At 67.5% G+C, this 21,335-nt stretch carries 18 protein-coding genes; 11 read left to right on the top strand and 7 right to left on the bottom strand.

Translation table 11 applies throughout. From position 1 onward, the window contains the following. The first annotated feature begins 16 nt into the window (after positions 1–16). The 3 genes from HRJ34_RS10425 to HRJ34_RS10415 all read left to right on the top strand — a co-directional run bounded on the left by HRJ34_RS10425 (position 17) and on the right by HRJ34_RS10415 (position 2,711). Complete coding sequence (locus HRJ34_RS10425) at positions 17–1,117, top strand: cupin domain-containing protein (protein ID WP_208634032.1); 1,101 nt, start codon at positions 17–19, stop codon at positions 1,115–1,117. 24 nt (positions 1,118–1,141) lie between these two features. Continuing rightward, the gene (locus HRJ34_RS10420; RefSeq protein WP_208634031.1) at positions 1,142–1,693 is read left to right on the top strand and encodes a carboxymuconolactone decarboxylase family protein; all 552 of its coding nucleotides are present in this window, start codon (positions 1,142–1,144) and stop codon (positions 1,691–1,693) included. A gap of 79 nt (positions 1,694–1,772) precedes the next feature. Then, a complete protein-coding gene (locus HRJ34_RS10415; protein ID WP_012050443.1) occupies positions 1,773–2,711 on the top strand; it encodes a LysR family transcriptional regulator in 939 nt (312 codons plus the stop codon). Positions 2,712–2,722: 11 nt separating this feature from the next. Here HRJ34_RS10415 and HRJ34_RS10410 read toward each other — a convergent pair whose 3' ends face one another. Together HRJ34_RS10410 and HRJ34_RS10405 are read right to left on the bottom strand one after the other, a co-directional pair. Then, positions 2,723–4,309: a carboxylesterase/lipase family protein gene (locus HRJ34_RS10410; protein ID WP_208634030.1), complete on the bottom strand. Its 1,587-nt coding sequence runs from the start codon at positions 4,307–4,309 to the stop codon at positions 2,723–2,725. A 19-nt stretch (positions 4,310–4,328) separates the two neighbouring features. After that, positions 4,329–4,994 carry a flavin reductase family protein gene (locus HRJ34_RS10405; protein WP_208634029.1) on the bottom strand — a complete coding sequence of 222 codons (666 nt, stop codon included), beginning with the start codon at positions 4,992–4,994 and terminating at the stop codon, positions 4,329–4,331. 165 nt (positions 4,995–5,159) lie between these two features. Between HRJ34_RS10405 and HRJ34_RS10400 the strand changes: the two genes are divergently transcribed. Next, complete coding sequence (locus tag HRJ34_RS10400) at positions 5,160–6,548, top strand: LLM class flavin-dependent oxidoreductase (RefSeq protein WP_208634028.1); 1,389 nt, start codon at positions 5,160–5,162, stop codon at positions 6,546–6,548. Between the two features lie 13 nt (positions 6,549–6,561). Then, on the top strand, positions 6,562–7,617 hold the full coding sequence (locus tag HRJ34_RS10395; RefSeq protein WP_226949138.1) for an aromatic ring-hydroxylating dioxygenase subunit alpha: 1,056 nt from the start codon (positions 6,562–6,564) through the stop codon (positions 7,615–7,617). On the opposite strand, the gene hpaI is transcribed toward HRJ34_RS10395, so the two are convergent. From hpaI to HRJ34_RS10380, 3 genes are read right to left on the bottom strand one after another with little or no spacing between them, the layout of a single operon-like run. Beyond that, a complete protein-coding gene (hpaI, locus tag HRJ34_RS10390; protein ID WP_208634346.1) occupies positions 7,611–8,405 on the bottom strand; it encodes a 4-hydroxy-2-oxoheptanedioate aldolase in 795 nt (264 codons plus the stop codon). The genes HRJ34_RS10395 and hpaI overlap by 7 nt on opposite strands. Positions 8,406–8,407: 2 nt before the next feature. After that, a complete protein-coding gene (gene hpaH, locus HRJ34_RS10385; protein ID WP_012050449.1) occupies positions 8,408–9,214 on the bottom strand; it encodes a 2-oxo-hept-4-ene-1,7-dioate hydratase in 807 nt (268 codons plus the stop codon). A 4-nt stretch (positions 9,215–9,218) separates the two neighbouring features. Next, positions 9,219–10,355, bottom strand: a complete 1,137-nt coding sequence (locus HRJ34_RS10380; protein ID WP_012050450.1) for an LLM class flavin-dependent oxidoreductase — start codon at positions 10,353–10,355, stop codon at positions 9,219–9,221. 326 nt (positions 10,356–10,681) lie between these two features. Between HRJ34_RS10380 and HRJ34_RS10375 the strand changes: the two genes are divergently transcribed. From HRJ34_RS10375 to HRJ34_RS10360, 4 genes are all read left to right on the top strand, one after another. Next, positions 10,682–11,734: an aromatic ring-hydroxylating dioxygenase subunit alpha gene (locus HRJ34_RS10375; protein ID WP_208634027.1), complete on the top strand. Its 1,053-nt coding sequence runs from the start codon at positions 10,682–10,684 to the stop codon at positions 11,732–11,734. A 219-nt stretch (positions 11,735–11,953) separates the two neighbouring features. Next, positions 11,954–14,230, top strand: a complete 2,277-nt coding sequence (locus HRJ34_RS10370) for a TonB-dependent receptor (protein WP_208634026.1) — start codon at positions 11,954–11,956, stop codon at positions 14,228–14,230. Positions 14,231–14,370: 140 nt separating this feature from the next. Further along, complete coding sequence (locus HRJ34_RS10365) at positions 14,371–15,054, top strand: cysteine hydrolase family protein (protein ID WP_208634025.1); 684 nt, start codon at positions 14,371–14,373, stop codon at positions 15,052–15,054. Positions 15,055–15,175: 121 nt separating this feature from the next. Then, positions 15,176–16,105, top strand: a complete 930-nt coding sequence (locus HRJ34_RS10360; RefSeq protein WP_012050454.1) for a LysR substrate-binding domain-containing protein — start codon at positions 15,176–15,178, stop codon at positions 16,103–16,105. On the opposite strand, the gene HRJ34_RS10355 is transcribed toward HRJ34_RS10360, so the two are convergent. Continuing rightward, positions 16,062–17,723 carry a GMC family oxidoreductase gene (locus HRJ34_RS10355; RefSeq protein ID WP_208634024.1) on the bottom strand — a complete coding sequence of 554 codons (1,662 nt, stop codon included), beginning with the start codon at positions 17,721–17,723 and terminating at the stop codon, positions 16,062–16,064. The two genes, HRJ34_RS10360 and HRJ34_RS10355, sit on opposite strands and share 44 nt — an antisense overlap. 4 nt (positions 17,724–17,727) lie before the next feature. Next, entirely contained in the window at positions 17,728–18,816 is a 1,089-nt protein-coding gene (locus tag HRJ34_RS10350) for an aromatic ring-hydroxylating dioxygenase subunit alpha (RefSeq protein ID WP_208634023.1), read from the bottom strand. 437 nt (positions 18,817–19,253) lie between these two features. On the opposite strand from HRJ34_RS10350, the gene HRJ34_RS10345 reads away from it, so the two are divergent. Beyond that, positions 19,254–20,048 (top strand): NAD(P)-dependent oxidoreductase, encoded by a 795-nt coding sequence (locus HRJ34_RS10345; RefSeq protein ID WP_208634022.1) that lies wholly within the window; start codon positions 19,254–19,256, stop codon positions 20,046–20,048. Between the two features lie 14 nt (positions 20,049–20,062). Then, positions 20,063–21,334, top strand: a complete 1,272-nt coding sequence (locus HRJ34_RS10340; RefSeq protein WP_012050458.1) for an aromatic ring-hydroxylating oxygenase subunit alpha — start codon at positions 20,063–20,065, stop codon at positions 21,332–21,334. Position 21,335 lies beyond the last annotated feature (1 nt).

Raw genomic sequence — 21,335 nt, 5'->3', positions numbered from 1 at the left:
TCTCGGGAGAGTGGACATGGGGCATAAGGCGAAGCTCGTCGACGAGAGCGGTCAGTTCGCCACTTCGGTGGAAAGCTGGCCGTCGATCGTCATCACCAGGGAGGAGATCGAGCGGGAGGTCGAGCGGCTCGCCGACGAGCCGCGGCCCGCCAACGGCCGGCGCGCGACCAGCATGGTCCATCCGATGGCGCAGGCGCCCGGACTCGGCCTTGCGCCCGGCATCGACGCGCATATCGAGGTGCTGAAGCCGGGCGAGAGCGTCCGCGTCAGCCGGTCGAACGGATCGGCGGTCGGCACCTGCATCCGCGGCCAGGGCGCCGCGCGGATCGGCACCTCCTGCTTCGGGGTCGAGAAGCACGACGTCTGGAACGTGCCGTCGATGCACCCGGTCTTCTACGAGAACAACGGGTCGGACCTGCTGGTGCGGCTGACCTTCTCCAACCGGCCGATGCTCGAGAAGCTGATGGTCTTCTACGGCGAGGAGGCCGAGGACTCGAAGATATCCGAGGCCTGGTTCGAGACGGTGGCGCAGGATGCCCCCGCCGGCCCGCGCGCCAAGGACAGCGCGCCGATCGTGCCGATCGAGGGCGGCGGCTTCCTGATGCCCTATGAGCATCTGGTCGATCCCGACACGGTCGAGAACCGCGCGCTCCACTGGCCCTGGTCGATCGTCGAGCCGCGGCTGAACGCGGTGCGCGGCATCGGCGAGGGCTATACCGGGCGCCGCCTCTACATCCTCTATAACCCGGCGACCGAGCGGCGGAACGGCACGACGCACAGCTTCTTCGCGTCGATCGCCGCCTATCCCGGCGACGTGGTCGATCGTCCGCACCGGCACAGCTCGGCGGCGATCAACTATTGGTTCGCGGGCTCGGGCCGCAGCACCGTCAACGGCGAGAAGCTGTTCTGGAAGGCCGGCGACCTGATGCTGTCGGCGCCGGGATGGTCGATCCACAACCATGCGTCGGGGCCGGACGGCTTCTACTCGCTGACCATCCAGGATCACCCGCTGATGATCGCGACGGAATCGCTGATCTGGCAGGAGACGATGAAGGACCCGATCAAGAATCTCGGCACCCAGATCGGCTTCCAGACCAACATCTCCGAACTGGTCTGAACTTTTTCCCGGCAGGCGACGACGATGACCGACATACACCCGCTCGAATTCGCCGAGATCGGCGAGAACCTCCAGAAGCTCCTCCAGCCCACGGTCGACCGGCTGGGCTATTTCGGCGATTTCTTCCGCTATGGGAGCCATGCGCCGGACGTCCTGTCGGCCTTCATGGGGCTCAGCGTGGCGCTGAAGGGGGCGATCCCCGACGACCTCAACGAGACCGTCGCGCTGACCGTCTGCCAGGCGATGGACTTCCCCTATGAGCGCATCCAGCACGAGCGGCTGTCGGTGAAGCTGGGGCTCGACCGCGACTGGATCGCGGCGATGGTCGGGCGTCCCTCGACGGCGGAGATCACGCCGTTGCAGCAGGCCGCGCGCGCGCTGTCGATCGCGATCGTCGAGGGGCAGCACGAGGCGGCGCGCGATGCGGCCGAGCAGGTGGCGTCGCTCGCTTCGCCCGGACTGGCGGTCGCGCTGCTGTTCCAGGCGACCCGCTTCATGCAGGTCTGCGCGATCGGTCGCACGCTTGGCATGCAGCTTGCCCTCCCGTCGATATTTGACTCTAATGCGGGGCAATGATCGTCGGCGGTCGCCGATCCCGCTGCGCGCCGCCTGACGACAGTGGGCGCGCGCGCCACGGCAAGGGGCAGGTGACCGGATGAAGGGCGACGTCAAGAACATCTACCGCTCGATGCTCGACAATCTGAGCGCGCTGCGCGCCTTCGTGGCGGTGGTGGAAGCGGGCAGCTTCTCCGAGGCCGGCTATCGGCTGAACGTCATGCCCTCGACGATCAGCAAGCATGTCTCCTTCCTGGAGGAGAAGATCCACGGGCAGCTCATCGTCCGCTCCACCAAGCATCTCTCGGTCTCCGAGCTCGGACGCCGCTTCTACGACCGGTGCCTGATCATCCTGAAGGAGGTCGAGGAAACCGAAGCGGAGATGCTCGAATATCAGATGGAGCCGCAGGGCAAGCTGCGCATCACCATGGGGCCGTCCTTCGCCGGCTACCACCTGCCGCGGCTGATCCCGAGCTTCCTGGAACGCTATCCCAAGATCAGCCTCGACTTCCGGGTCACGCCCGAACTGGTCGACCTGATCGACCACAGCATCGACGTCGCGGTCCGCATCAGCAGCAATCTGGAGCCCGGGCTGATCGCGGTGAAGCTGGCGCCCAACATCCGCAGCGTGTGCGTGTCGCCGGCCTATGTCGAGAAGTTCGGCATGCCGGCCGAGCCCAGGGACCTCGAAAGCCACAATTGCCTACTGACCAACGAGGCGTCCAGCACCGCGAAATGGCGGCTGCTGCAGGACGGCGTCGAGAATGTCGTCCATGTGTCGGGCAACCTGGTGGTCAACCATGGCGACATCTACAAGCAGGCGATCCTCGACGGCGTCGGCATCGGCCATCTGTCGCGCTACCTAGTCTATCAGGAGATCAACGACGGCCGGCTGATCGAACTGTTCCCCGATCGCGGCGTGATCAACAGCTTCATCTACGTCGTCTATCCGCAGCGCCGCAACCTGCCGCTCAAGACGCGGGTGTTCATCGATCACCTGCGCGACGCCTTTCGCGGCACGCCCGAATGGATGGCGTGACTGGAAAATAGTCAGGGCGTCGCGCGGTCCGCATAATAGGCGTCGAGCACCGCGAAGCGCTCGCCGCGCCCCGGGCGGCCCATCGCCGGCTCGGCGCCGATCCGCATCGCCGGTCCGTCGCTTCCCTCGAGCCGCGACCAGGGCGGCAGGTCGCCGCCGTTCGGATCGCCCGACCGCGCGAAATTGACCCAATAGGCGGAGATGCGATCGGACAGCCGCTCGTCCGCCGCCGTCCAGGACCAGTCATAGGCGTCGAGGTTGCGGAAGACATAGGGCATCTCGGCCGCATGGACCGCGCCGAAGCCGCTCTCGATATAGCGGCCCTCGGGGATCGGCGGGGCATGGAGCCAGTCATAATAATAGACCGGCTGCCGGCCATGCCGCGCGGCGAGCCTGGCCCAGGTCCAGTTCTGCCAGCCGAACACCCGGTCGGCGAGCAGGTCGCCGCTGGCGCGCGTGGCCTCCCGGTCGTCTGCGGCGGGATAGGCGCGCAGCGCCGCGTCGGCCAGCTCGCCCATGTCCTGCCGGACATAGGCCCGATAGTCGGCGAGGTCGCGGATCGCGGGCAGGCCCGAGCAGTCGTCGACGGTCGAGCCGGTCAGCAGCGGCACGTCGTTGTGCCGGCCGGCGCGGATGATCGCGGCCGGGCTGTCGGGCAGGGCGTATCCGTCGACGATCGGATAGTTGGTGTCGGCGGCCCCCTCGCCGAGATGGCCGCCGAGCGCCTCCATATACCAGGCGCCGGGCTCCATCGGGATCGGCGCCGCCATGATCGCGTCGGCGGGCAGGGCGCGGAGCGCGGCGACGTCGCCGGCCCCCAGCGCCTCCGACATCTGGAGGCCGCGCGCCTCGGCCGAGGGCAGGTCGAGCAGCTTGTCGAACAGCCCGCTGCTGCCGCTCGGCGGGCCCATGAACGCGCCGCTGCCGGCGATCGCGCGATGGAACAGGCCCTTCGACAAGGGCGAGGCCATGTGCATCGAGCAGCTCGCCGACCCGGCCGACACGCCGAAGATGGTGACGTTGTCCGGATCGCCGCCGAAGCCGGCGATGTTGTCGCGCACCCAGCGCAGCGCCGCGACCTGGTCCATGAAGCCGTAATTGCCCGAGGCGCGATGGTCGCTCTCGGCGGTGAGGCCGGGATGGGCGAGGAAGCCGAAGCGGCCCAGCCGATAGTTCACCGTCACCACCACCACGCCCAGTTCGGCGAGCGCGGCGCCGTCGAACAGCGGCTTGTCGTCGGGCGCGGTGGTGCAGGCCGAGGAGCCGAACATGAAGGCGCCGAGGTGGAACCAGACCATCACCGGCCGTCGATCCGATCCGCTTCCGGCGCCGGTCCAGACGTTGAGCGTCAGGCAGTCCTCGCTCAGCGGCGGCGAACCGGGATGATAGAGCGAGGCGGGCGAGGGCAGATATTGCATCGCGACCGGCGAATGGCGGTCGGCCGCGCGCGTCCCCTGCCAGGGCAACGGCTCGTGCGGCGGGCGCCAGCGCAGCTCGCCGACCGGCGGCGCGGCATAGGGGATGCCCAGGAAGGCGCTCCCGCTCCGCGTCGCGATGCCGCTGAGCCGGCCTTGCCGTGTCGTCACGCCGTCGATCATAGCCTTGCCTCTCCTCGGTTCAGTCCGGTCGTTCCATTCGGAAATGGCCGTCGGTCGTCAGATGGAAATAGTCCGCGGTGCCGCCGCCGCGAAGAATGGGATCGCTCGCCAGCGTGTCGTAGACCCCGTCAGCGATCAGGGTGCGGGCGATGCGGACATGGACCGCCTCGCCGATGACGAGGTGCGATCCCGAGGGCTGGCCGTGGCGATCCCGCAGGTCGACGATCTGGGTCAGCACGCAATCGAACGAGACCGGGGATTCGGCGACGCAGGGCGGGCTGCCGAAGCTCGACGGCATCGGCGTCAGCCCGGCGAGCGCGAACTCGTCCACCTCGTGCGGGACGACGGCGGAGGAGCGGTTCATCGCCGTGGCGAGCGAGCGGGTCGCCAGGTTCCAGACGAAGCGCCCGGTCTCCTCGGCGTTGCGCAGGCTGTCCTTCCGCCCGCCGCTGGAGAAGCCGATCAGCGGCGGCGTCGCGCGGAACATGTTGAAGAAGCTGTAGGGCGCGAGGTTGTTGACGCCCGCCGCGCTGGCCGACGATATCCAGCCGATCGGTCGCGGCGCGATGATCGCCTGCATCGGATTGTGCCGCAGGCCATGGCCGGCGGTGGGATCGTAGCAATGGAAATCATGTCCTTGCCCGGCCGGACGCGCGACCGATGCGGCCCCGTCCGCAGGCGGCATGGAAAGATCCTCTCCCCTGTTCATGGCATCGGTCTACCGCCGCGGCTCGCGCGCGGGCCAATCAAAAGCGCTTTCCAAAACGACAAGAGTAACATTCCGGATTCCGGCTTGCCGTCGGGCCGCATCGGAGGATGCTGTAGGCAGATAGCATGGCGAGGAGTGGATATGGGGCGGACCAAGCAGATCGCGGTCAACGCTTTTTCGATGGCGTCGCCGACGCAATCCTGGGCGGGGCTCTGGGCGCATCCGCAGTCGAACGGCCTGGGCTATACCGATCTCGAATTCTGGACCGATCTCGCCAGGCTGTGCGAGCGCGGGCTGATCGACGCGGTGTTCCTGGCCGACGTGCTGGGCGCGAACGACGTCTATGGCGGGACGCCCGACGCGGTGCTCCGCGCGGGCACCATGCTGCCGAACAACGATCCGATGATGCTGATCTCGGCGATGGCGGCGGTCAGCCGCGACCTGTGCTTCGGGATCACCGGCAACACCACCTATGAGCAGCCCTATCTGCTCGCGCGGCGGTTCAGCACGCTCGATCACCTGACCAAGGGGCGGGTGGCCTGGAACGTGGTGACCGGCATCCTCGCCAGCACCGCCCGCGCGGTCGGCGCGACCCAGCAGGTGGCGCACGACGCGCGCTACGACATCGCCGACGAATATATGGAGCTGATGTACAAGCTGTGGGAAGGCTGCTGGGAGGATGGCGCGGCGGTGCGCGACAAGGCGTCGCGGATCTTCGCCGACCCGTCGCGGATCCATGCCGTCCACCATCATGGCGAGCATTATCGCTGCGATGGCATCCACCTGTCGGAACCGTCGCCGCAGCGCACGCCGCTGATCTACGCCGCCGGCGCCTCGTCGCGCGGGCGGGTCTTCGCGGGGCGGCACGCCGAATGCACCTTCATGTCGACCAGCGACATCGGCTTCGCCCGCAAGACGGTGCGCGCCTATCGCGACGAGGCAGTGCGCGCGGGGCGGGCGCCCGACAGCATCAAGGTGTTCAACGCCGCCACCGTCATCGTCGCCCCGACCAGCGCCGAGGCGCGCGACATCCAGCGCGACATCGCGGCCTATAGCGACGAGACGGGCAATCTGGCGATGTTCTCGCAATGGCTGGGCATCGACCTGTCCAAATATGCGCCCGACGATCCGATCACCTATGTCGAGAGCAACGCGATCCAGTCGATCATGGAGGCGATGACCACCCATAATCCGGGCCGGCCGCTACAGGTCCGCGACCTCGGCCGGTTCGGCAAGGTCGGCGGTCGCGAGGCCTTCTTCGTCGGCTCGGCCGACGAGGTGTGCGACGAGATGGCGCAATGGGTCGAGGAGGCCGACATCGACGGCTTCAACCTGGTCCGGACGGTCGAGCCCGGCGGGCTGGGCGCCTTCGTCGATCTGGTCGTGCCCGAATTGCAGGATCGGGGGCTCTACAAGACCGCCTATGCGCCGGGGACCATGCGGGAGAAATTCTTCCCCGAGACCGGCGGCCGCCTGCCGTCCGATCATGTCGGCAGCGGCTATCGCCGCCGCGTGCCCGAACCGGCCTGAAAAGGATCGCGACGTGGGTGGAGAGACGAGCGGCAATTTCCTGCGCAACGCTTGGTACATGTTCGCCTGGGGCGAGGAGGTCGCGGACGCCCCGCTCGGCCGGACGATCGTCGGCGAGGAGCTGGTCTGCTTTCGCGGCAAGGACGGCCTCGTCGTGCTCGCCGATCGCTGCCCGCACCGCTTCGTGCCGCTGAGCCTGGGCAGCGTCGCCGACGGCGTGCTCGAATGCGCCTATCATGGGCTGCGCTTCGGGAGCGACGGCCGCTGCATGTTCAACCCGCTCGGCGACCCGCCCGAACGCGCGGTGGTGCGGTCCTATCCGGTCGTCGAGCGCGATCGGGTGATCTGGGTGTGGGCCGGCGATCCGGCGCTCGCCGATCCGGACGGCATCGCCGACTTCTCCTTCCTCGCCGATCCCGCGCGGGCGACGGTCACCGGCTATGCCCATGTCCGCGCCGACTATCAGCTCGCGATCGACAATCTGTCGGACCTGACCCACGTCCAGTTCGTCCATCGCGACTATCAGGCGTCCGAGGCCTATCATCGGCTGGTCGACGACACCTGGCAGGACGGCGACGTCGTCCATCGCTCGATCACCTTCCCCAACGGCCGGCCCGCGCCGTTCCTGCAAAGCTTCCTCGGCCCCGACAAGCTGATCGACTTCACCATGGAGACGCGCTGGACGCTGCCCTCCAACATCAAGCTGTCGGCGACGGTGACCGAGCCGGGCGCGCCCGACCAATATCTGATCGGCAACCACAGCGCCCATCTCGTCACGCCCGAGGCGGACGGGAGCTGCCATTATTTCTACGCGCACAGCCGCGACTATGGGGTCGGCGATCCCGAGGCGGACGAGAAGATCCGCGAATGGCAGCGGGTCGGCTTCGGCGAGCAGGACAAGCCGGTGCTCGAGGCGCAGCAGCGGCGCGTCGGCCATCGCGACATCATGGAGCTGCGGCCGGTGATCCTGCCGACCGACGCCGGCGGCGTCCGCGCGCGCCGCATCCTCGCGCAACGCATCGCGCGCGAACGCAAGGGCGCCATGCTCGAAGCGGTCGGCGATCAGTAGGTCGGGTCGGGGACCGTCCCGGTCGTGGGCGCGCCCTCATCCTCGCGGAAGCGGGCGGCCAGCGCCTCGGCGCCGCGCGCCAGGACGGTGACGTCGGTGCCGACCGCGACGAAGCTCGCCCCCGCCGCCAGATAGCGCCGCGCCAGCCGCTCGTCGGCCGCGAGCAGGCCCGCCGCCTTGCCGGCCGACAGGACGCGATCGATCGCGCCGGCGATCGCCGCCTGGACGTCGGGATGGCCGGGATCGCCGAGATGGCCGAGCGCGGCGGCGAGGTCGGACGGGCCGATGAAGACGCCGTCGACGCCGTCGGTGGCGGCGATGGCGTGGCAGGCCTCCAGCCCGGCGACGCTCTCCACCTGCAACAGCAGGCAGATGTCCCGTTCGGCGTCGTGGAGATAGCCGGGCGTCCTGTTCCAGCGGCTGGCCCGGCCGATCGCCGACCCGACGCCGCGGACGCCGCGCGGCGGATAGCGGCAGGCGGCGACCATCGCCGCGGCCTGCGCCGCGCTCTCGATCATCGGGACGAGCAGGGTGCGCGCGCCGATGTCGAGATATTGCTTCACCAGCACCGTGTCGGCGCAGGGCAGGCGGACGACCGGCTCGGCCGGGGAGCCCTCGATCGCCTGTAGCTGCTGGAGGACCAGCGGCAGATCATTGGGGCCGTGCTCGCCGTCGATCAGCAGCCAGTCGAAGCCGGCGCCCGCGCAGATCTCCGCCGTATAGGGAGTAGCGAGCGCCTGCCAGAAGCCGATCTGCCGCCGGCCGGTGGCGATCGCGGCCTTGAACATGTTCACGCGAAATGCATCCCGATCGATCCGAGCGGCCCGAAATCGACGTGGAAGCTGTCGCCGCGCCGCACGAACACCTGCCCGGTGAACGAGCCGCCCAGGATGATCTCGCCCGCCTGGAGCGACACGCCGAAGCGCGACAGCCGGTTGGCGAGCCAGGCCGGCCCGTTGGCCGGGTGGTTGAGCACGGCGGCGCCGACCCCGGTCTCCTCGATCTCGCCGTTGCGATAGAGGATCGCGGGCGCCCAGCGCAGGTCGATCGCGTCGGGCCGCATCGGCCGGCCGCCGATCACGATGCCGGCATTGGCGGCATTGTCGGCGATCGTGTCGAGCACGGTCCGGGTGCCGCCGCCGTTCCGGTCGTGGCGTTCGATCCGGGCGTCGATGATCTCGACGGCGGGGACGACATGATCGGTCGCGTTGAGCACGTCGAAGATCGTGCAGTCCGGTCCTTCGAGCGGCTTCTTCAGGACGAAGGCGATCTCGACCTCGACGCGCGGCTCGATGAAGCGGTCGATCGGGATGGTCTGCCCGTCGTGGAACCGCATCGGCGACAGCAGCACGCCATAGTCGGGCTCGGTGATGTTCACCGCGCGCTGCATGGCGCGGCTCGTCAGCCCGATCTTGTGGCCGATCACCGTCTGGCCCGCCGCCACCTTGCGGTCGATCCAGGCGGCCTGCACGGCATAGGCGTCGTCCATCGTCATGCCGTCATGGGCGCGCGAGAATTGGGCGATCTGCTCGCGGTCCTGCTCGGCACGATCGAGCCGGGCCGCCAGTTCGGCGACGAGTGCGGTGTCGAAGGCCATGCGGTCAGCCCAGCCGCAGCCCGGCCTGGGTCATGCGGGGCATCACGTCCTTGACCCAGCGCTGGATGCCGTCCTCGAAGCCGACCCAGCCGAGCAGCACGCCGTCGATCCCGCCCTGCTTGAGCAGTTCGAGGCGCGAGGTGATCTGGTCGGCGGTGCCGACCAGTTCGAAGCCACCATTGCCGGCCTTGAAGCGGAAGCGCATCGCCTCCATCACGTCCTTGGGCATGAGCTGCGTGTGCATGCCCTGGAGGCGCATCCAGCCGTCGAGCGCGCGGTCGTCGCCATGCTCGACCGCATAATAGTTCAGATAGTCGCGGGCTTCCTGCTCGGTCTCGCGCTGGACGACATAGGCATAGGTCCAGATCTGGATGTCGCGGCCATGCTCCTCGCGCGCGGTGCGGCGGTAGAGGTCGGCTTCCCTGCGGATCTCGTCGGGATCGTCCGACTTGACGATGACGAAGGCCATGTCGGCATATTTGGCGGCGAAGGCGCGGCCGCGGTCCGATCCGCCCGCGTTCATGATCGGCGGGAAGGGCTTCTGCATCGGCTTGGGCAGGCTGATGCCCTTCTTGATCGCATAATATTGCCCCTCGAAATCGAAGGCTTCCTCGCGGGTCCAGAGCTGGCGGATGACCTCGATCCATTCGGCGGCCTGCGCGTAGCGGTCGTCATGCTCCTTCATCGGCGCGCCGAACATGTCGAGCTCGGGCTTGTTCCAGCCGGCGACGACGTTGAGGCCGAAGCGGCCGCCCGAGATCAGGTCGATCGTCGCGCACTGCTTGGCCGCCGCGATCGGATGGATGGTGGGAACGTGCGAGGTGGAGAAGACGCCGCCCCGGCTGGTCAGCTGGCTGGTCGCCGCCGCCCAGGTGTAGCAATCCATGGCGAGGCCGCTGCGGTGCGAGGGCTCCTCCTCGATGAAGCCGCGCCAGCGCGCATAGGGGACGTTCGCCTCGAACCCGGCCTCGTCGGCGATCTTCGAGACGGCGACGGATTCGCTCCAGCGGGCGTTGGGCGCCTCTGGCACGTTGGTCATGCTGATGCCGATGCCGTTCAGGCCGAACAGGCCGAGCTTGAGCGGATTGTCGTTGAACAGGGGGTTGGTGTCCGCTCGCGGATCGTCTTTCCAGCTCTTCATCCTCGTGTCGCTCCCTAAAACTTTTGACGCGAGCCTGCGGGGCCGGGCAGGCTTTGGCAATCGCCTCCCGGAAGCACTGGATTTCCGAAATGGAAAAAACGCGGCCATTGCCTCGGGGAAAAGCTGATGGCCGTCGGATGGCGCGGCCGATCGCCGGATATCCGTGATCGCGCGGACCCCGGCATCGCGGCCTCCGTCCCGTGGACGCGGACGTGCCAAATTGGAAATTATGTCTTTCGGCTAGATGCCTACACGGCGGGCCGGCATCCGACTTAACTGAGCCCACACACAAGCTGTCGCGAAGAGCAGCAGGTCAGGGCTCGAGGATGTCGGATCGCAGCTTTCCCCTCAACTGCTGGTACATGGCGGCCTGGGCGGACGAGGTTCGTGACACGTTGCTGGCGCGCCGCCTGTTCGGCAGGCCGATCGTCATGGCCCGCTTCGACGATGGCGCCGCCGTCGCGTTCGACGATCGCTGCCCCCATCGCTTCGCGCCGCTCAGCCTGGGCCGGCTGAAGGGGGACCGGATCGAATGCGGCTATCACGGCCTGCAATTCGGGCGGAGCGGGGCCTGCATCGCCAATCCGGGCGGCGGCGGGCATTTCCCGCCGGGCACGCGGACGCGCGCCTATCCGCTGGTCGAGCGCCACCGCATCCTGTGGATATGGCCGGGCGATCCGGCGCTGGCCGATCCGGCGTCCATTCCCGATCTCGCGCTGATCCCGCCGGCGGGCGGGCACGACAATATCGGCAATTACCTGCACGTGAAGGCCAACTGGCTGCTCGAAACCGACAACATCATGGACCTGACCCATGTCGGCTTCCTGCATGACGGGTCGCTCGGCAACGCGACGATGCGCGCGGCCGAGGTCAAGGTCAGCGAGCGGGACGGGACGATCCGGGCTGTGCTCTGGATGCCCGACACGCTGTGCGGCTTCGGGCCGATGCAGGGGCAGCCCTGCGACCAGTGGAACAACGTCGTCTGGATGGCGCCCTCGATCATGATGATGGACTTCGGCGCGGTGCCGCCGGGGGCCGAGCCGATCCAGGACAAGGGCGCCTACGCCTTCCACATCTTCACCCCCGAGACCGAGCAGAGCACCCATTATTTCTTCGGCAGCTCGGGCAGCTATGGCGACGACGAGGCGTGGATTCCGGCGATGGTGCGCGAGGCGCAGAGCCGCGTCTTCCTGGCCGAGGACAATCCGATGGTCGAAGGCGTCGCCGACCGGATGGGCGGCGAGGATTTCTGGTCGCTGAAACCGGCGATCCTGCCGAGCGACGCCGCGGCGATCCGGGTGCGGCGAAGGATCGCGCAGATGTGCCGCGAGGAGCGGAGCGCGGTCGTCGCGGACAAGGTCAATCTCGTGACGGCGTGAATGTCGACAGTATATATTTGATAAGATGAATGATTATTTTTCGGGGATTTTGAAAAATAATCTGCGTGATTTGGAAAAACCATTTTTCTCGATTTGGAATGTTACCGTCTTAGTGAACATGTAATTCTTTTTGGCAAGCGAGATGCTCGGAGGAGATCGTCAAAAAGACGGTCCGGGCAGTGGCGAGCTTTTGCCTTATTTAGGGGAGGATCCAAGATCATGACTAGCATAAGAGCGCTTCTTCACGCGTCGGCCCTGTCGGCGAGCCTGCTCGTCGCGGCCGGCGCCGTCCAGGCGCAGCAGGCCGCGCCGGCCGCGACGGCGGACGATGCCGGCACCACCGGCCTTCAGGACATCATCGTCACCGCCGAGCGGCGCAGCAGCAGCGCGCAGCGGACGCCGGTCGCCGTCACGGCGCTGAGCGCCGACACGCTGGTGGCAGCGCAAGTGCGCACGCTGACCGACATGCAGCAGCTCGTCCCGGCCTTCAAGATGGGCGAGAATGACGGCTATGCCCAGCTCACCATCCGCGGCATCGGCAGCTCGGGCTTCGTGCCGACCGCCGAGGGCGCGGTCGCGGTCAACCTGAACGACGTCTATGTCTCGCGCCCGATCGCGCAGCTCGCCGGCATGTACGACATCGCCTCGGTCGAGGTGCTGAAGGGGCCGCAGGGCACCCTCTACGGCCGCAACGCCACCGCCGGTTCGGTCAATATGTCGACCGCGCGGCCGACCAACGAATGGTCGGGTTTCGGCCGCGTGCTGGTCGGCAACTATCGCGCGCTCAACGTCGAGGGCGCGGTCGGCGGCGCGCTGGTCGAGGATCGCCTGCTCGTCCGCGTCGCCGGCTTCATGGACAAGCATGACGGCTACGGCAAGAACCTGGTCACCGGCAACGACGTCAGCGACAAGGACGCCTGGGGCGTCCGCGCCACGGTGGTGGTCAAGCCGACCGACACCCTGACCGGCACCCTGATCTACGAGCATTACAAGCAGAGCGACAATGGCGCGGCGCTCCACTATTTCGGCGCCGCCGGCCTGACCGGATTGCCGGGCGCGCTCGGCACGCCGCCGGTCTTCCAGCAGCTCGGCGGCTATGCGGCCTCCGACGTCCAGGACATCGCCTCGCCGCGCGATTCCAAGTTCCGTCTGCGCATCGACGCGGTCACCGGCATCCTCGAATGGTCGCTGGGCGATTTCCAGCTCAAGTCGATCACCGGCTATCGCGACCAGAACTCGCTGACCATCACCCCACTGGGCGGCGGCAGCTCCGTCGACGCCTTCTTCATCGCCGGCGAGCCTGCGCACCAGTTCAGCCAGGAGGTGCAGCTCAACTACACCTCGGACCGGCTGAAGGCGACCGCCGGCCTGTTCTACTTCCGCGAGAAGGACTCGTCGGTCCCGGGCTCGTCGCCGTTCCCGCGCTCGGTGCTCAATGCCTTCTTCGGCGTCCCCGACGACGGCACCCCCGACTATCTGGTCGACTTCGTCGAGATCGGCGGCACGATCAAGACGCGCGCCAAGGCGGCCTTCGCGCAGGCGACCTATGAAGTGGTCGACAACCTCTCGCTCACCGCCGGCATCCGTGTCAGCAACGAGCGCAAGCAGGCCTTCCTGGTCAACGGCTTCAGCCTGACGCAGCCCTATATCGCCAATTCGCCCACCACCAACGACACGCCGCTGCCACCGGTGACGGTGCAGCCGCGCGTCTCGTTCAACTCGACGACGCCGCGTCTCGGCATCCAGTACCAGGTCGATCCGCGGACCATGGTCTATGCGTCCTATTCGAAGGGCTTCAAGTCGGGCGGCTACGACGTCACCACGGTGGCGCCGGCGTTCGAGCCGGAGAAGCTGACCGCCTATGAGGTCGGCATCAAGACGACCATGGCGAACAACCGGCTGCGCTTCAACGCCGCGGGCTTCTATTACGACTATACCAACCTGCAGGTGCTGCAGGTCGTCGGCCCGGCGGTCGTCACCACCAACGCCGCGACGGCGCGGGTCTATGGCGTGGAGGCGCAGATCGACGCGATCGTCAGCGACCAGTTCAAGCTGGAGGCCTCGGGTTCCTACCTCAACACCAAATATAAGAACTATGCCGGTCCCGACGGCGCCCGCCCGCTGCTGGCCACGGTCGATTTCAGCGGCAACCACCTGAACAACGCGCCGGAGTTCCAGGCCTATCTGGCCGGCACCTATACCTGGGCGCTGGGCGACGGCGAGATTGCGGCCCGCGTCGACGGCGAATATTCGACCCGCTATTATTTCACCCCGGCCAACCTGAAGCTGCTGAGCCAGAAGCCGTTCGCCAAGGTCAACGCCTCGCTGACCTACAAGGCGGCGAGCAACTGGCAGGTCACCGCCTTCGTGAAGAACATCACCGATATCGACACCAAGACGAGCGGCGTGGTGAACACCCCGATCCTGGGCACGCCCGCCCAGGGCGCGGTCGCGCCGCCCCGGACCTTCGGCCTGGAAGCCCGCTACAGCTTCTGAGCGGGCTTCGTCCCGGCGCCGCCCGCGCAGGCGGGCGGCGCGCAATAGGTCCTGGCTATGGTGCCCATCCAAGCCGGCGATTTGATCGCGATCCGGGCCCACCCTATGGCCGGTACGGCCGCAACAGGGAGGGACGGGGCATGCACGCGATCGACATCGATCAGGATATCCGGGCCCGGCTGATCGCGATGCGGGGCAGCCATCGGGGCCTGCTGGACTCGATCGATCCGAAGCGGACCGCGCATCTGATCATCGACATGCAGAACGGCTTCACCCTGCCGGGTGCGATCGTCGAGATTCCGGTGGCGCGCGAGATCATCCCCGCGATCAACGCCATCTCGCGGGCGGTGCGCGCGGCGGGCGGGCTGAACGTCTTCGTCCAGTTCCTCGCGACCGAGGAGGGCAGCAAGGGCTGGTCGACCTGGTTCGACCGGTTCATCCCGGCCGACCGGCGCGATGCGATGCTGGAGACGTTCGGGCCCGACAGCCACGGCTTCGCGCTCCACGCGGATCTCGACGTCGCGCCGTCCGACATCAGGGTCGACAAGACCCGCTTCGGCGCCTTCGTGCAGGGGACGAGCGAACTGCACGATCGGCTCCGGGAGCGCGGGATCGATACGCTGATCATCACCGGGACGGCGACCAACGTCTGTTGCGAGTCCACCGCGCGCGACGCGATGCAGCTCGACTACAAGGTGATCGTCGTCGCCGACGCGACCGCGGCGCTGACCGATGCCGAGCACAACCACGCGCTCGACGGCCTCGCCTGCTATTTCTCGGACATCGTTTCGACCGAGGAGGTGGTCGACACGCTGTCGGCCTGAGCATCCCCTTTCTCAGCGGCGATATCCGGCGCGCCGCCCGGACCGATTTTGGTTGCCCATCCACCGGGCCAAGGGCCAATGTGCGGAAAAATGGTCGGCCCGGCGGAAAGGATTATCGGGGATGCATCTGAGGGGACTCGATCTCAACCTGCTGATCGCGCTCGATGCCCTTTTCACGGAGAAGAACGTCACCCGCGCCGCCGAGCGGATCAACATCTCCCAGCCGGGGATGAGCGCCGCGCTCCAGAAGCTGCGCTGGCATTTCTCCGATCCGCTGCTCGAACGGGTCGGGCGCCGGATGGAGCTGACGGTGCGGGGGCGGGCGCTCGCCGATCCGGTCAGGGAGATATTGATCAAGGTCCGCGACCTGACCGACAAGCCCGAGGAGTTCGACCCGGCGACCGCGCGGCGGGTGTTCCGGATCGGCGCGACCACTTTCTGCAGCGACATCCTTGCTGCGCCGCTGCTGTGCCGGATCGAGAGGATCGCGCCCAACATCAGCGTCCAGTTCGAGGATCTCGCGACGGATACGGTCCATCGCCTGGTCGACGGCCAGCTCGATTTCGCGATCACCATCTCCGCCCGGATCCTGTCGGACGAGGTCAATCTCGACAGCTCGCTGTCCTCGCTCGACCTGTTCACCGACGCGTTCGTGCTGGTGACGTCGCGGCAGAACAGCCGCGTCGGCGACGCCGTGACCTTCGACCAGCTCTGCGAGCTGCCCTATATCGAGACCCGGTTCGGCAACGTCATCGCCGGCATCAGCGAGCAGATGTGGCGGCAGCAGCCGAAGCAGCCCCAGATCCGCGCCTGGCTCCCCAATTTCCAGCTCACCCTGGACACGGTGAGCCACACCGACATGGTGGCGATCGTCCCCCTCCACCTCGCCCAGCTCCACGGCGACCGCTACAATGTGCGGACGCTGCCGGTGCCGGTGGAGATGCCGACGATCGAGGAGCGGCTGTTCTGGCACCAGCGCAACGACCAGGACGCCGGCCATAGCTGGTTCAAGGGCCTGCTCCAGGAGACGGTGCAGGGCTTCCTCTCCTGAACTGACCCGCGCGACCCATCATCAGGTCGACGCCGCGATCGGCGGCCGCCATGACGACCGCGTTGGTGTTGGCCGAGACGATATTGGGCATCATCGACGCGTCGAACACCCGCAGGCCATCGACGCCGCGAACCCGCAGGTCGGGGGTCAGCACCGCCATCGGATCGCCGTCCTTTCCCGCGCGGCAGGTGCCGACCGGATGATAGGCGCTCTCGGCCGTCTCGCGGACATAGCGTTCGAGGTCGTCGTCCGACTGGAGGAGTGGGCCGGGCGCGCGCTCCTCGGCGATGATCGAGGCGAGCGGCTCGCTGCCCGCGATCTGCCGCAGGTAGCGCAGGCCCTTGACCAGCAGGTCGGCGTCGGCCTGCTCGCTCAGCCAGTTGAGGTCGACGATCGGATCGTCGAACGGATCGGACGAGCGGAGCCGCACGCTGCCGCGCGAGCGCGGCTGGGTCAGGCTGGCCATCAGCGTCACGCCGTGCGTCACCGGCCCGGAATAAGCGGACGGCCACATGATCCCCAGGCAGTAGAGCTGGGTGTCGGCGGCGCCGTCGGGCGCGTCGAGACTGGCGAAGCCGATGCACTCCGCGCCGTTCGACGACACCGGCCCGTCCTTGAACAGCAGGTAGCGCAGGCCGTTGACGATCATCCGGAAGCCGCGATCCTGGCCGAAATAGCCGAACGCGCCGTTGGTGGCCGTGGTGAGGCGCACGACCACATGGTCCTGCAGATTCTGCCCGACGCCGGGCAGGTCGACGATGGGATCGATGCCGTGCGCGCGGAGATGGTCGGCATCGCCGATCCCGGACAGCATCAGCAGCTTGGGCGTGGCGAGCGCCCCGGCGGTCAGGATCACCTGCCGGGTCGCGGCGGCGAAGCAGGGCCGGCCCTTGTGCCGATATTCGACGCCGACCGCCCTGCCGTCCTCCACCCTGACGCGGGTCGCGACGGCGTTGGTCGCGATCGTCAGGCGGGGATCGTCGCGGCAGGGGGCGAGGAAGGCGTCGGCCGCGCTGCACCGCCTCGGCCCGTCCATCGTCGTCTGGAGATAGCCGACGCCGACCAGCTTGCCGGCGTTGAAGTCGTGGCGGAAGGGGAGGCCGCGCTTCTGCATCGTCCGCAGGAAATAGCTCGTCGCGCTGACCTTGTAGGGCGGATCGGAGACCTTGAGCGGGCCGTCGCTGCCATGGCTTTCGTCGTCGAGGCGGACATTGCCCTCCTGCCGCCGGAAATGGGGCAGCATGTCCGCCCAGGACCAGCCGCCGCCGATCGCCTGGTCCCAGCGCGCATAATCCTCCTCGCAGCCCCGCATATAGGCCATGACGTTCACCGAGCTGCCGCCGCCGATGACGTTGCCCTGCGGGATCGGGACGACGCGCCCGGCGAGATGCGGCTGGGGGCTGGACTGGTAGGATTTGATGTGCGGGCTTCCGCCCAGCATCATCTTGAACGTGCCCGCCGGCATCCGGATCAGCGGATCGTCGTCGTCGCCGCCGGCTTCGAGCAGCAGGACGCGGGCGCCCTGTTCCCGGACGAGCCGGCCGGCGGTCACGCAGCCCGAACTCCCGCCGCCGACGACGATATAGTCGTAGCTGCCCTCGCTGCCCCCCTTGTCCATCGGCTCAGGCTTCGGACGCGCGCAGCGTCGCTCCGGCCGTCGCGGCCGGCCCGGCCTGCGCCATGCCGCGGACCATCCGGCGCCAGCGGAGCGCGGCCTCGTCGGCGCGGACGCTGATCTCGATCGCGGCCGGGTCGCCCTCGGCGATGCGGTCCTCGATCAGTTCGAGCGCGACGATGTCCTGGTTCATCGCATGGCGGAAGATCGTCGTCATCCCGTCGGTGTCGCGCAGCGGATAGGAGGAGATCGAGGCCCACCACTGGTAGCAGAGCTTGCCGTTGGCCGGCGTCACCGGAAGCTCCGAGATCAGCTCGTGCGGTGGCGCGTCGGGCCGGTCGGGGAAGGTGAAGCGGGTGATCACGACGTTCCTCGACGGGGCATGGCCCTCGCAGATCACGGCGCGGACCGCGCGCTGGTCGCGCGGCAGGCTGAAGCTCTGCGCCGTCATCTCGTTGGGCAGCTGCGGCTGCGTCTCGCGCGTCAGCCGGATGAACCGCTCGTCCGCCTCCACCTTCTGCGGGGAGTTGGCGAGCTCGCCGTCGTCGAACATCCCCTCGTGCAGGAAGGTCGGATGGGTGCTGTCGAGCAGATTCTCCTGCAGCTTGAGGAAGTGGCATTTCACCGACGCCTGGAAATGCACGAAGCTGTCATAGCCCGGCCGGGAATAATTGGGCGGCAGGAGCGCGGGGTCGGCCAGCTCGGGATCGCCCGGCCAGATCCACACCCACAGGCCATGCTCGACGACCGGATAGGGCCTGATCCGCATCGTACCGGGCACGACGCCCTGCGACGGGATGTGCGCGCAGCGGCCGTCGGGGCCGAACTCGAAGCCGTGATAGGCGCAGCGCAGCCGGTCGCCGATCAGCCAGCCCTGCGACAGCGGCATGAAGCGGTGCGGGCAGCGATCGGGCAGGGCGGTGACCTCGCCGGCCTCGGTGCGGTACAGGACGACCGAGCGGCCGAGGATCTGGCGCGACAGCGGCGCGCGGCCGACCTCCTCGCGCGATGCCGCAACCCACCATTGGTTGAGCGGCGCATCCTCCAGCCCCGGCGCGACGAAAAGCGCGGTCGCGTCCTTTGCGGGTGCATTCATCTTCGACCCCTCCCTCTCTTCTGTTTGGCGGGATCGTCCATGCCGCGGGCGCCGGATCGTCCCCATTTTGAACAAGCATATGGGGTGGCAAAGTTGAAATCGATGGTGGTGATACCCTGCATCCCAACAATCTATTTCTCGCCGCCCGCTTCCGGGGCGAGGAAAGATGCAAGAAATCGAGACGAGGGGATGCATCTTGTTGATGAGCGATGAAGACATCCCCGAAAGCCGGGGCGGTCTTTTCATCGATGACGAGATCCGACTTGGACATGCCGTGCGGTGACTCCGTCGCCGCAGCTTCCGAACCAACAATAACCGAGTAGCTATCATGACCATCAAGGGCATTGCCGCTCTTCGCCCCGGTGCGGAGAGCGTGGCCGAAGACGCGCGCTTCCTGCCGGGTTCCGGGCTTCGCCTGCAAAAGGCGGGGCGCTGACATGCGGATCGGCTTCATCGGCCTGGGCGTGCAGGGACTGCCGCTGGCGCTCAACCTTCTGGACGGCGGGCACGAGCTGCACGGTTTCGACGTCCGGCCCGAGCCGCTCGACGAGCTGCGCGATCGGGGCGGCACGGTCGCGGCCTCCCCGGCCGAGCTGGGCGCGGCGTGCGAGGTCGTCATGATCTGCGTCGTCTCCGACCAGCAGGTCCGCGACGTGCTCACCGGCGAGGATGGCGTGCTGGCATCGGCGCGGCCCGGCCTGATCGTCGTGCTCCACAGCTCGGTGAGCACCGATACGATCGCGGAGGCCGCCAAGGCGACGCGCGACCGGGGCGTCGTGCTGGTCGACGCGCCGGTCAGCGGCGGGGCGCAGGGCGCGCGGGCGCGCACCATGTCGTTCATGGTGGGCGGCGAGGAGGCGGCGCTCGATCGTTGCCAGCCGCTGTTCGAGCTGTCCGGCCCCAATATCCTGCGGACCGGACCGGCCGGGACGGCGACCCTCGCCAAGCTCGCGCATCAGGTCGCGATCATCGGCAACATCATGGCGATGGCCGAAGCGGTCCGGCTGGGAACCGCCGGCGGGCTGAGCGCCGAGATGGTGAAGCGGGCGGTCGCGGGCGGACTGGCGCGGAGCTGGATCGCCGAGACCTGGGGGGAGATCAAAATGGCTCCCCATGCTCTCCCGCTCTACTCCAAGGATCTGGAGAACAGCCTGCGGTTCGCGAAGCAGATCGGCATTTCGTTGCCGGGCGCGGAGCTCATGAAGCTCGAGCTGCCCAATATTGTGCCCTAGATCGGGAAAAGACGATGAGAAGCATGACGGATTTCGTGGATGCCACCAACAACAGGGTGAGCCGCTCCATCTTCCACGACGAGGAGATTTACCGCCAGGAACTGGAAAGACTGTTCCGCAAATGCTGGCTGCTGATCGGACATGAGAGCCAGATTCCAGAGATCGGCGACTTCTTCCTGACGCGGATGGGGGAGGATCAGGTGATCCTGTCCCGGGGCCGCGACGGCAAGCCCCACGCCTTCCTCAACACCTGCCGGCACAAGGGCATGCGCGTCTGCCGCTATGACGAGGGCAACACCAAGCGCTTCTACTGCCCCTATCATGGCTGGTCCTACGACCTGAACGGCGACCTCCAGGGCGTTCCCGAGCGCCAGGGCAGCTATCCCGCCAGCTTCGATCGCAAGGAGTGGGGGCTGATCCAGGTGGCGAGGATCGCCAGCTTCCGGGGGACGATCTGGGCGACCTGGAATCCGGAGGCCCCCGATTTCGAGGACTATCTGGGCGATATCAAGGAATCGCTCTGGTACGGCCTCGGCGCCTGGGACGGCGGCGACGGCGAGATCGAGGTGCTGGGCGGCGTCCAGAAATGGAACGTGCCGTGCAACTGGAAATTCGTCTCGGAGAATTCCGGCGGCGATCCGCTGCACAACATCAGCCACCAGTCGACCGACCTCGCCCGCATCGGTCCGCGCAGCGGCGTCGGCCGGCGCGACCCGCTCGGCGAGCTGTTCCTGACCTATACGCCGAACGGCCATGGCCTGATCTACGAGAGGATCGACGTCACCCAGCCGCGCGGCCATTATTCGATGTCGAAGATCACCTCCGAATATTTCGAGGATTGCTGGCGTCGGCGGCTCGACCGGCTGGGCGAGAAGGCGGGATCGCCGCTGGTGCTCGGCAACATCTTCCCGAACGCCGGTTTCCACGTCCAGCAGCCGCGGGTGCTGCTGATGGCCCATCCCAACGGTCCGCGCACGTCGCAGGCCTGGCGGATGTACTTCGTCGACAAGGACGCGCCCGAGGAGGCCAAGGATTTCCTGCGCCGCTACTATGTTTCCTACAGCGGCCCCGGCGGAATGACCGAGCAGGACGACATGGAGAATTGGGGCTACGCCTCCGAAGGGGCGGCGGTCCACGCCGCCCAGGATGCGCCGTTCAGCTATGTCGCTGACACCGGCAATTTCGCGGACCCCTACATCCCGGGACCGGTCAGCAAGTATTGGCTGACCGAGCACAACAATATGGGCTTCTACCGGCGCTGGGCCGAACTGATGGCGGCGGAATGAT

This window comes from Rhizorhabdus wittichii, from assembly GCF_017607425.1.
In the GTDB taxonomy this organism is placed as follows: Bacteria; Pseudomonadota; Alphaproteobacteria; order Sphingomonadales; family Sphingomonadaceae; genus Rhizorhabdus; species Rhizorhabdus wittichii.
The sequence above is the reverse complement of the archived record's forward strand: the minus strand, read 5'-3'. Positions and strand labels throughout refer to the sequence as shown.

Coding starts and splice junctions, on each gene's coding strand:
- HRJ34_RS10420 (WP_208634031.1), top strand. CDS start 1,142: ATGACCGACATACACCCGCTCGAATTCGCCGAGATCGGCGAGAACCTC.
- HRJ34_RS10380 (WP_012050450.1), bottom strand. CDS start 10,355: ATGAAGAGCTGGAAAGACGATCCGCGAGCGGACACCAACCCCCTGTTC.
- hpaH (WP_012050449.1), bottom strand. CDS start 9,214: ATGGCCTTCGACACCGCACTCGTCGCCGAACTGGCGGCCCGGCTCGAT.
- HRJ34_RS10375 (WP_208634027.1), top strand. CDS start 10,682: ATGTCGGATCGCAGCTTTCCCCTCAACTGCTGGTACATGGCGGCCTGG.
- HRJ34_RS10425 (WP_208634032.1), top strand. CDS start 17: ATGGGGCATAAGGCGAAGCTCGTCGACGAGAGCGGTCAGTTCGCCACT.
- HRJ34_RS10345 (WP_208634022.1), top strand. CDS start 19,254: ATGCGGATCGGCTTCATCGGCCTGGGCGTGCAGGGACTGCCGCTGGCG.
- HRJ34_RS10400 (WP_208634028.1), top strand. CDS start 5,160: ATGGGGCGGACCAAGCAGATCGCGGTCAACGCTTTTTCGATGGCGTCG.
- hpaI (WP_208634346.1), bottom strand. CDS start 8,405: ATGTTCAAGGCCGCGATCGCCACCGGCCGGCGGCAGATCGGCTTCTGG.
- HRJ34_RS10405 (WP_208634029.1), bottom strand. CDS start 4,994: ATGCCGCCTGCGGACGGGGCCGCATCGGTCGCGCGTCCGGCCGGGCAA.
- HRJ34_RS10355 (WP_208634024.1), bottom strand. CDS start 17,723: ATGGACAAGGGGGGCAGCGAGGGCAGCTACGACTATATCGTCGTCGGC.
- HRJ34_RS10350 (WP_208634023.1), bottom strand. CDS start 18,816: ATGAATGCACCCGCAAAGGACGCGACCGCGCTTTTCGTCGCGCCGGGG.
- HRJ34_RS10340 (WP_012050458.1), top strand. CDS start 20,063: ATGAGAAGCATGACGGATTTCGTGGATGCCACCAACAACAGGGTGAGC.
- HRJ34_RS10415 (WP_012050443.1), top strand. CDS start 1,773: ATGAAGGGCGACGTCAAGAACATCTACCGCTCGATGCTCGACAATCTG.
- HRJ34_RS10360 (WP_012050454.1), top strand. CDS start 15,176: ATGCATCTGAGGGGACTCGATCTCAACCTGCTGATCGCGCTCGATGCC.
- HRJ34_RS10410 (WP_208634030.1), bottom strand. CDS start 4,309: ATGATCGACGGCGTGACGACACGGCAAGGCCGGCTCAGCGGCATCGCG.
- HRJ34_RS10365 (WP_208634025.1), top strand. CDS start 14,371: ATGCACGCGATCGACATCGATCAGGATATCCGGGCCCGGCTGATCGCG.
- HRJ34_RS10370 (WP_208634026.1), top strand. CDS start 11,954: ATGACTAGCATAAGAGCGCTTCTTCACGCGTCGGCCCTGTCGGCGAGC.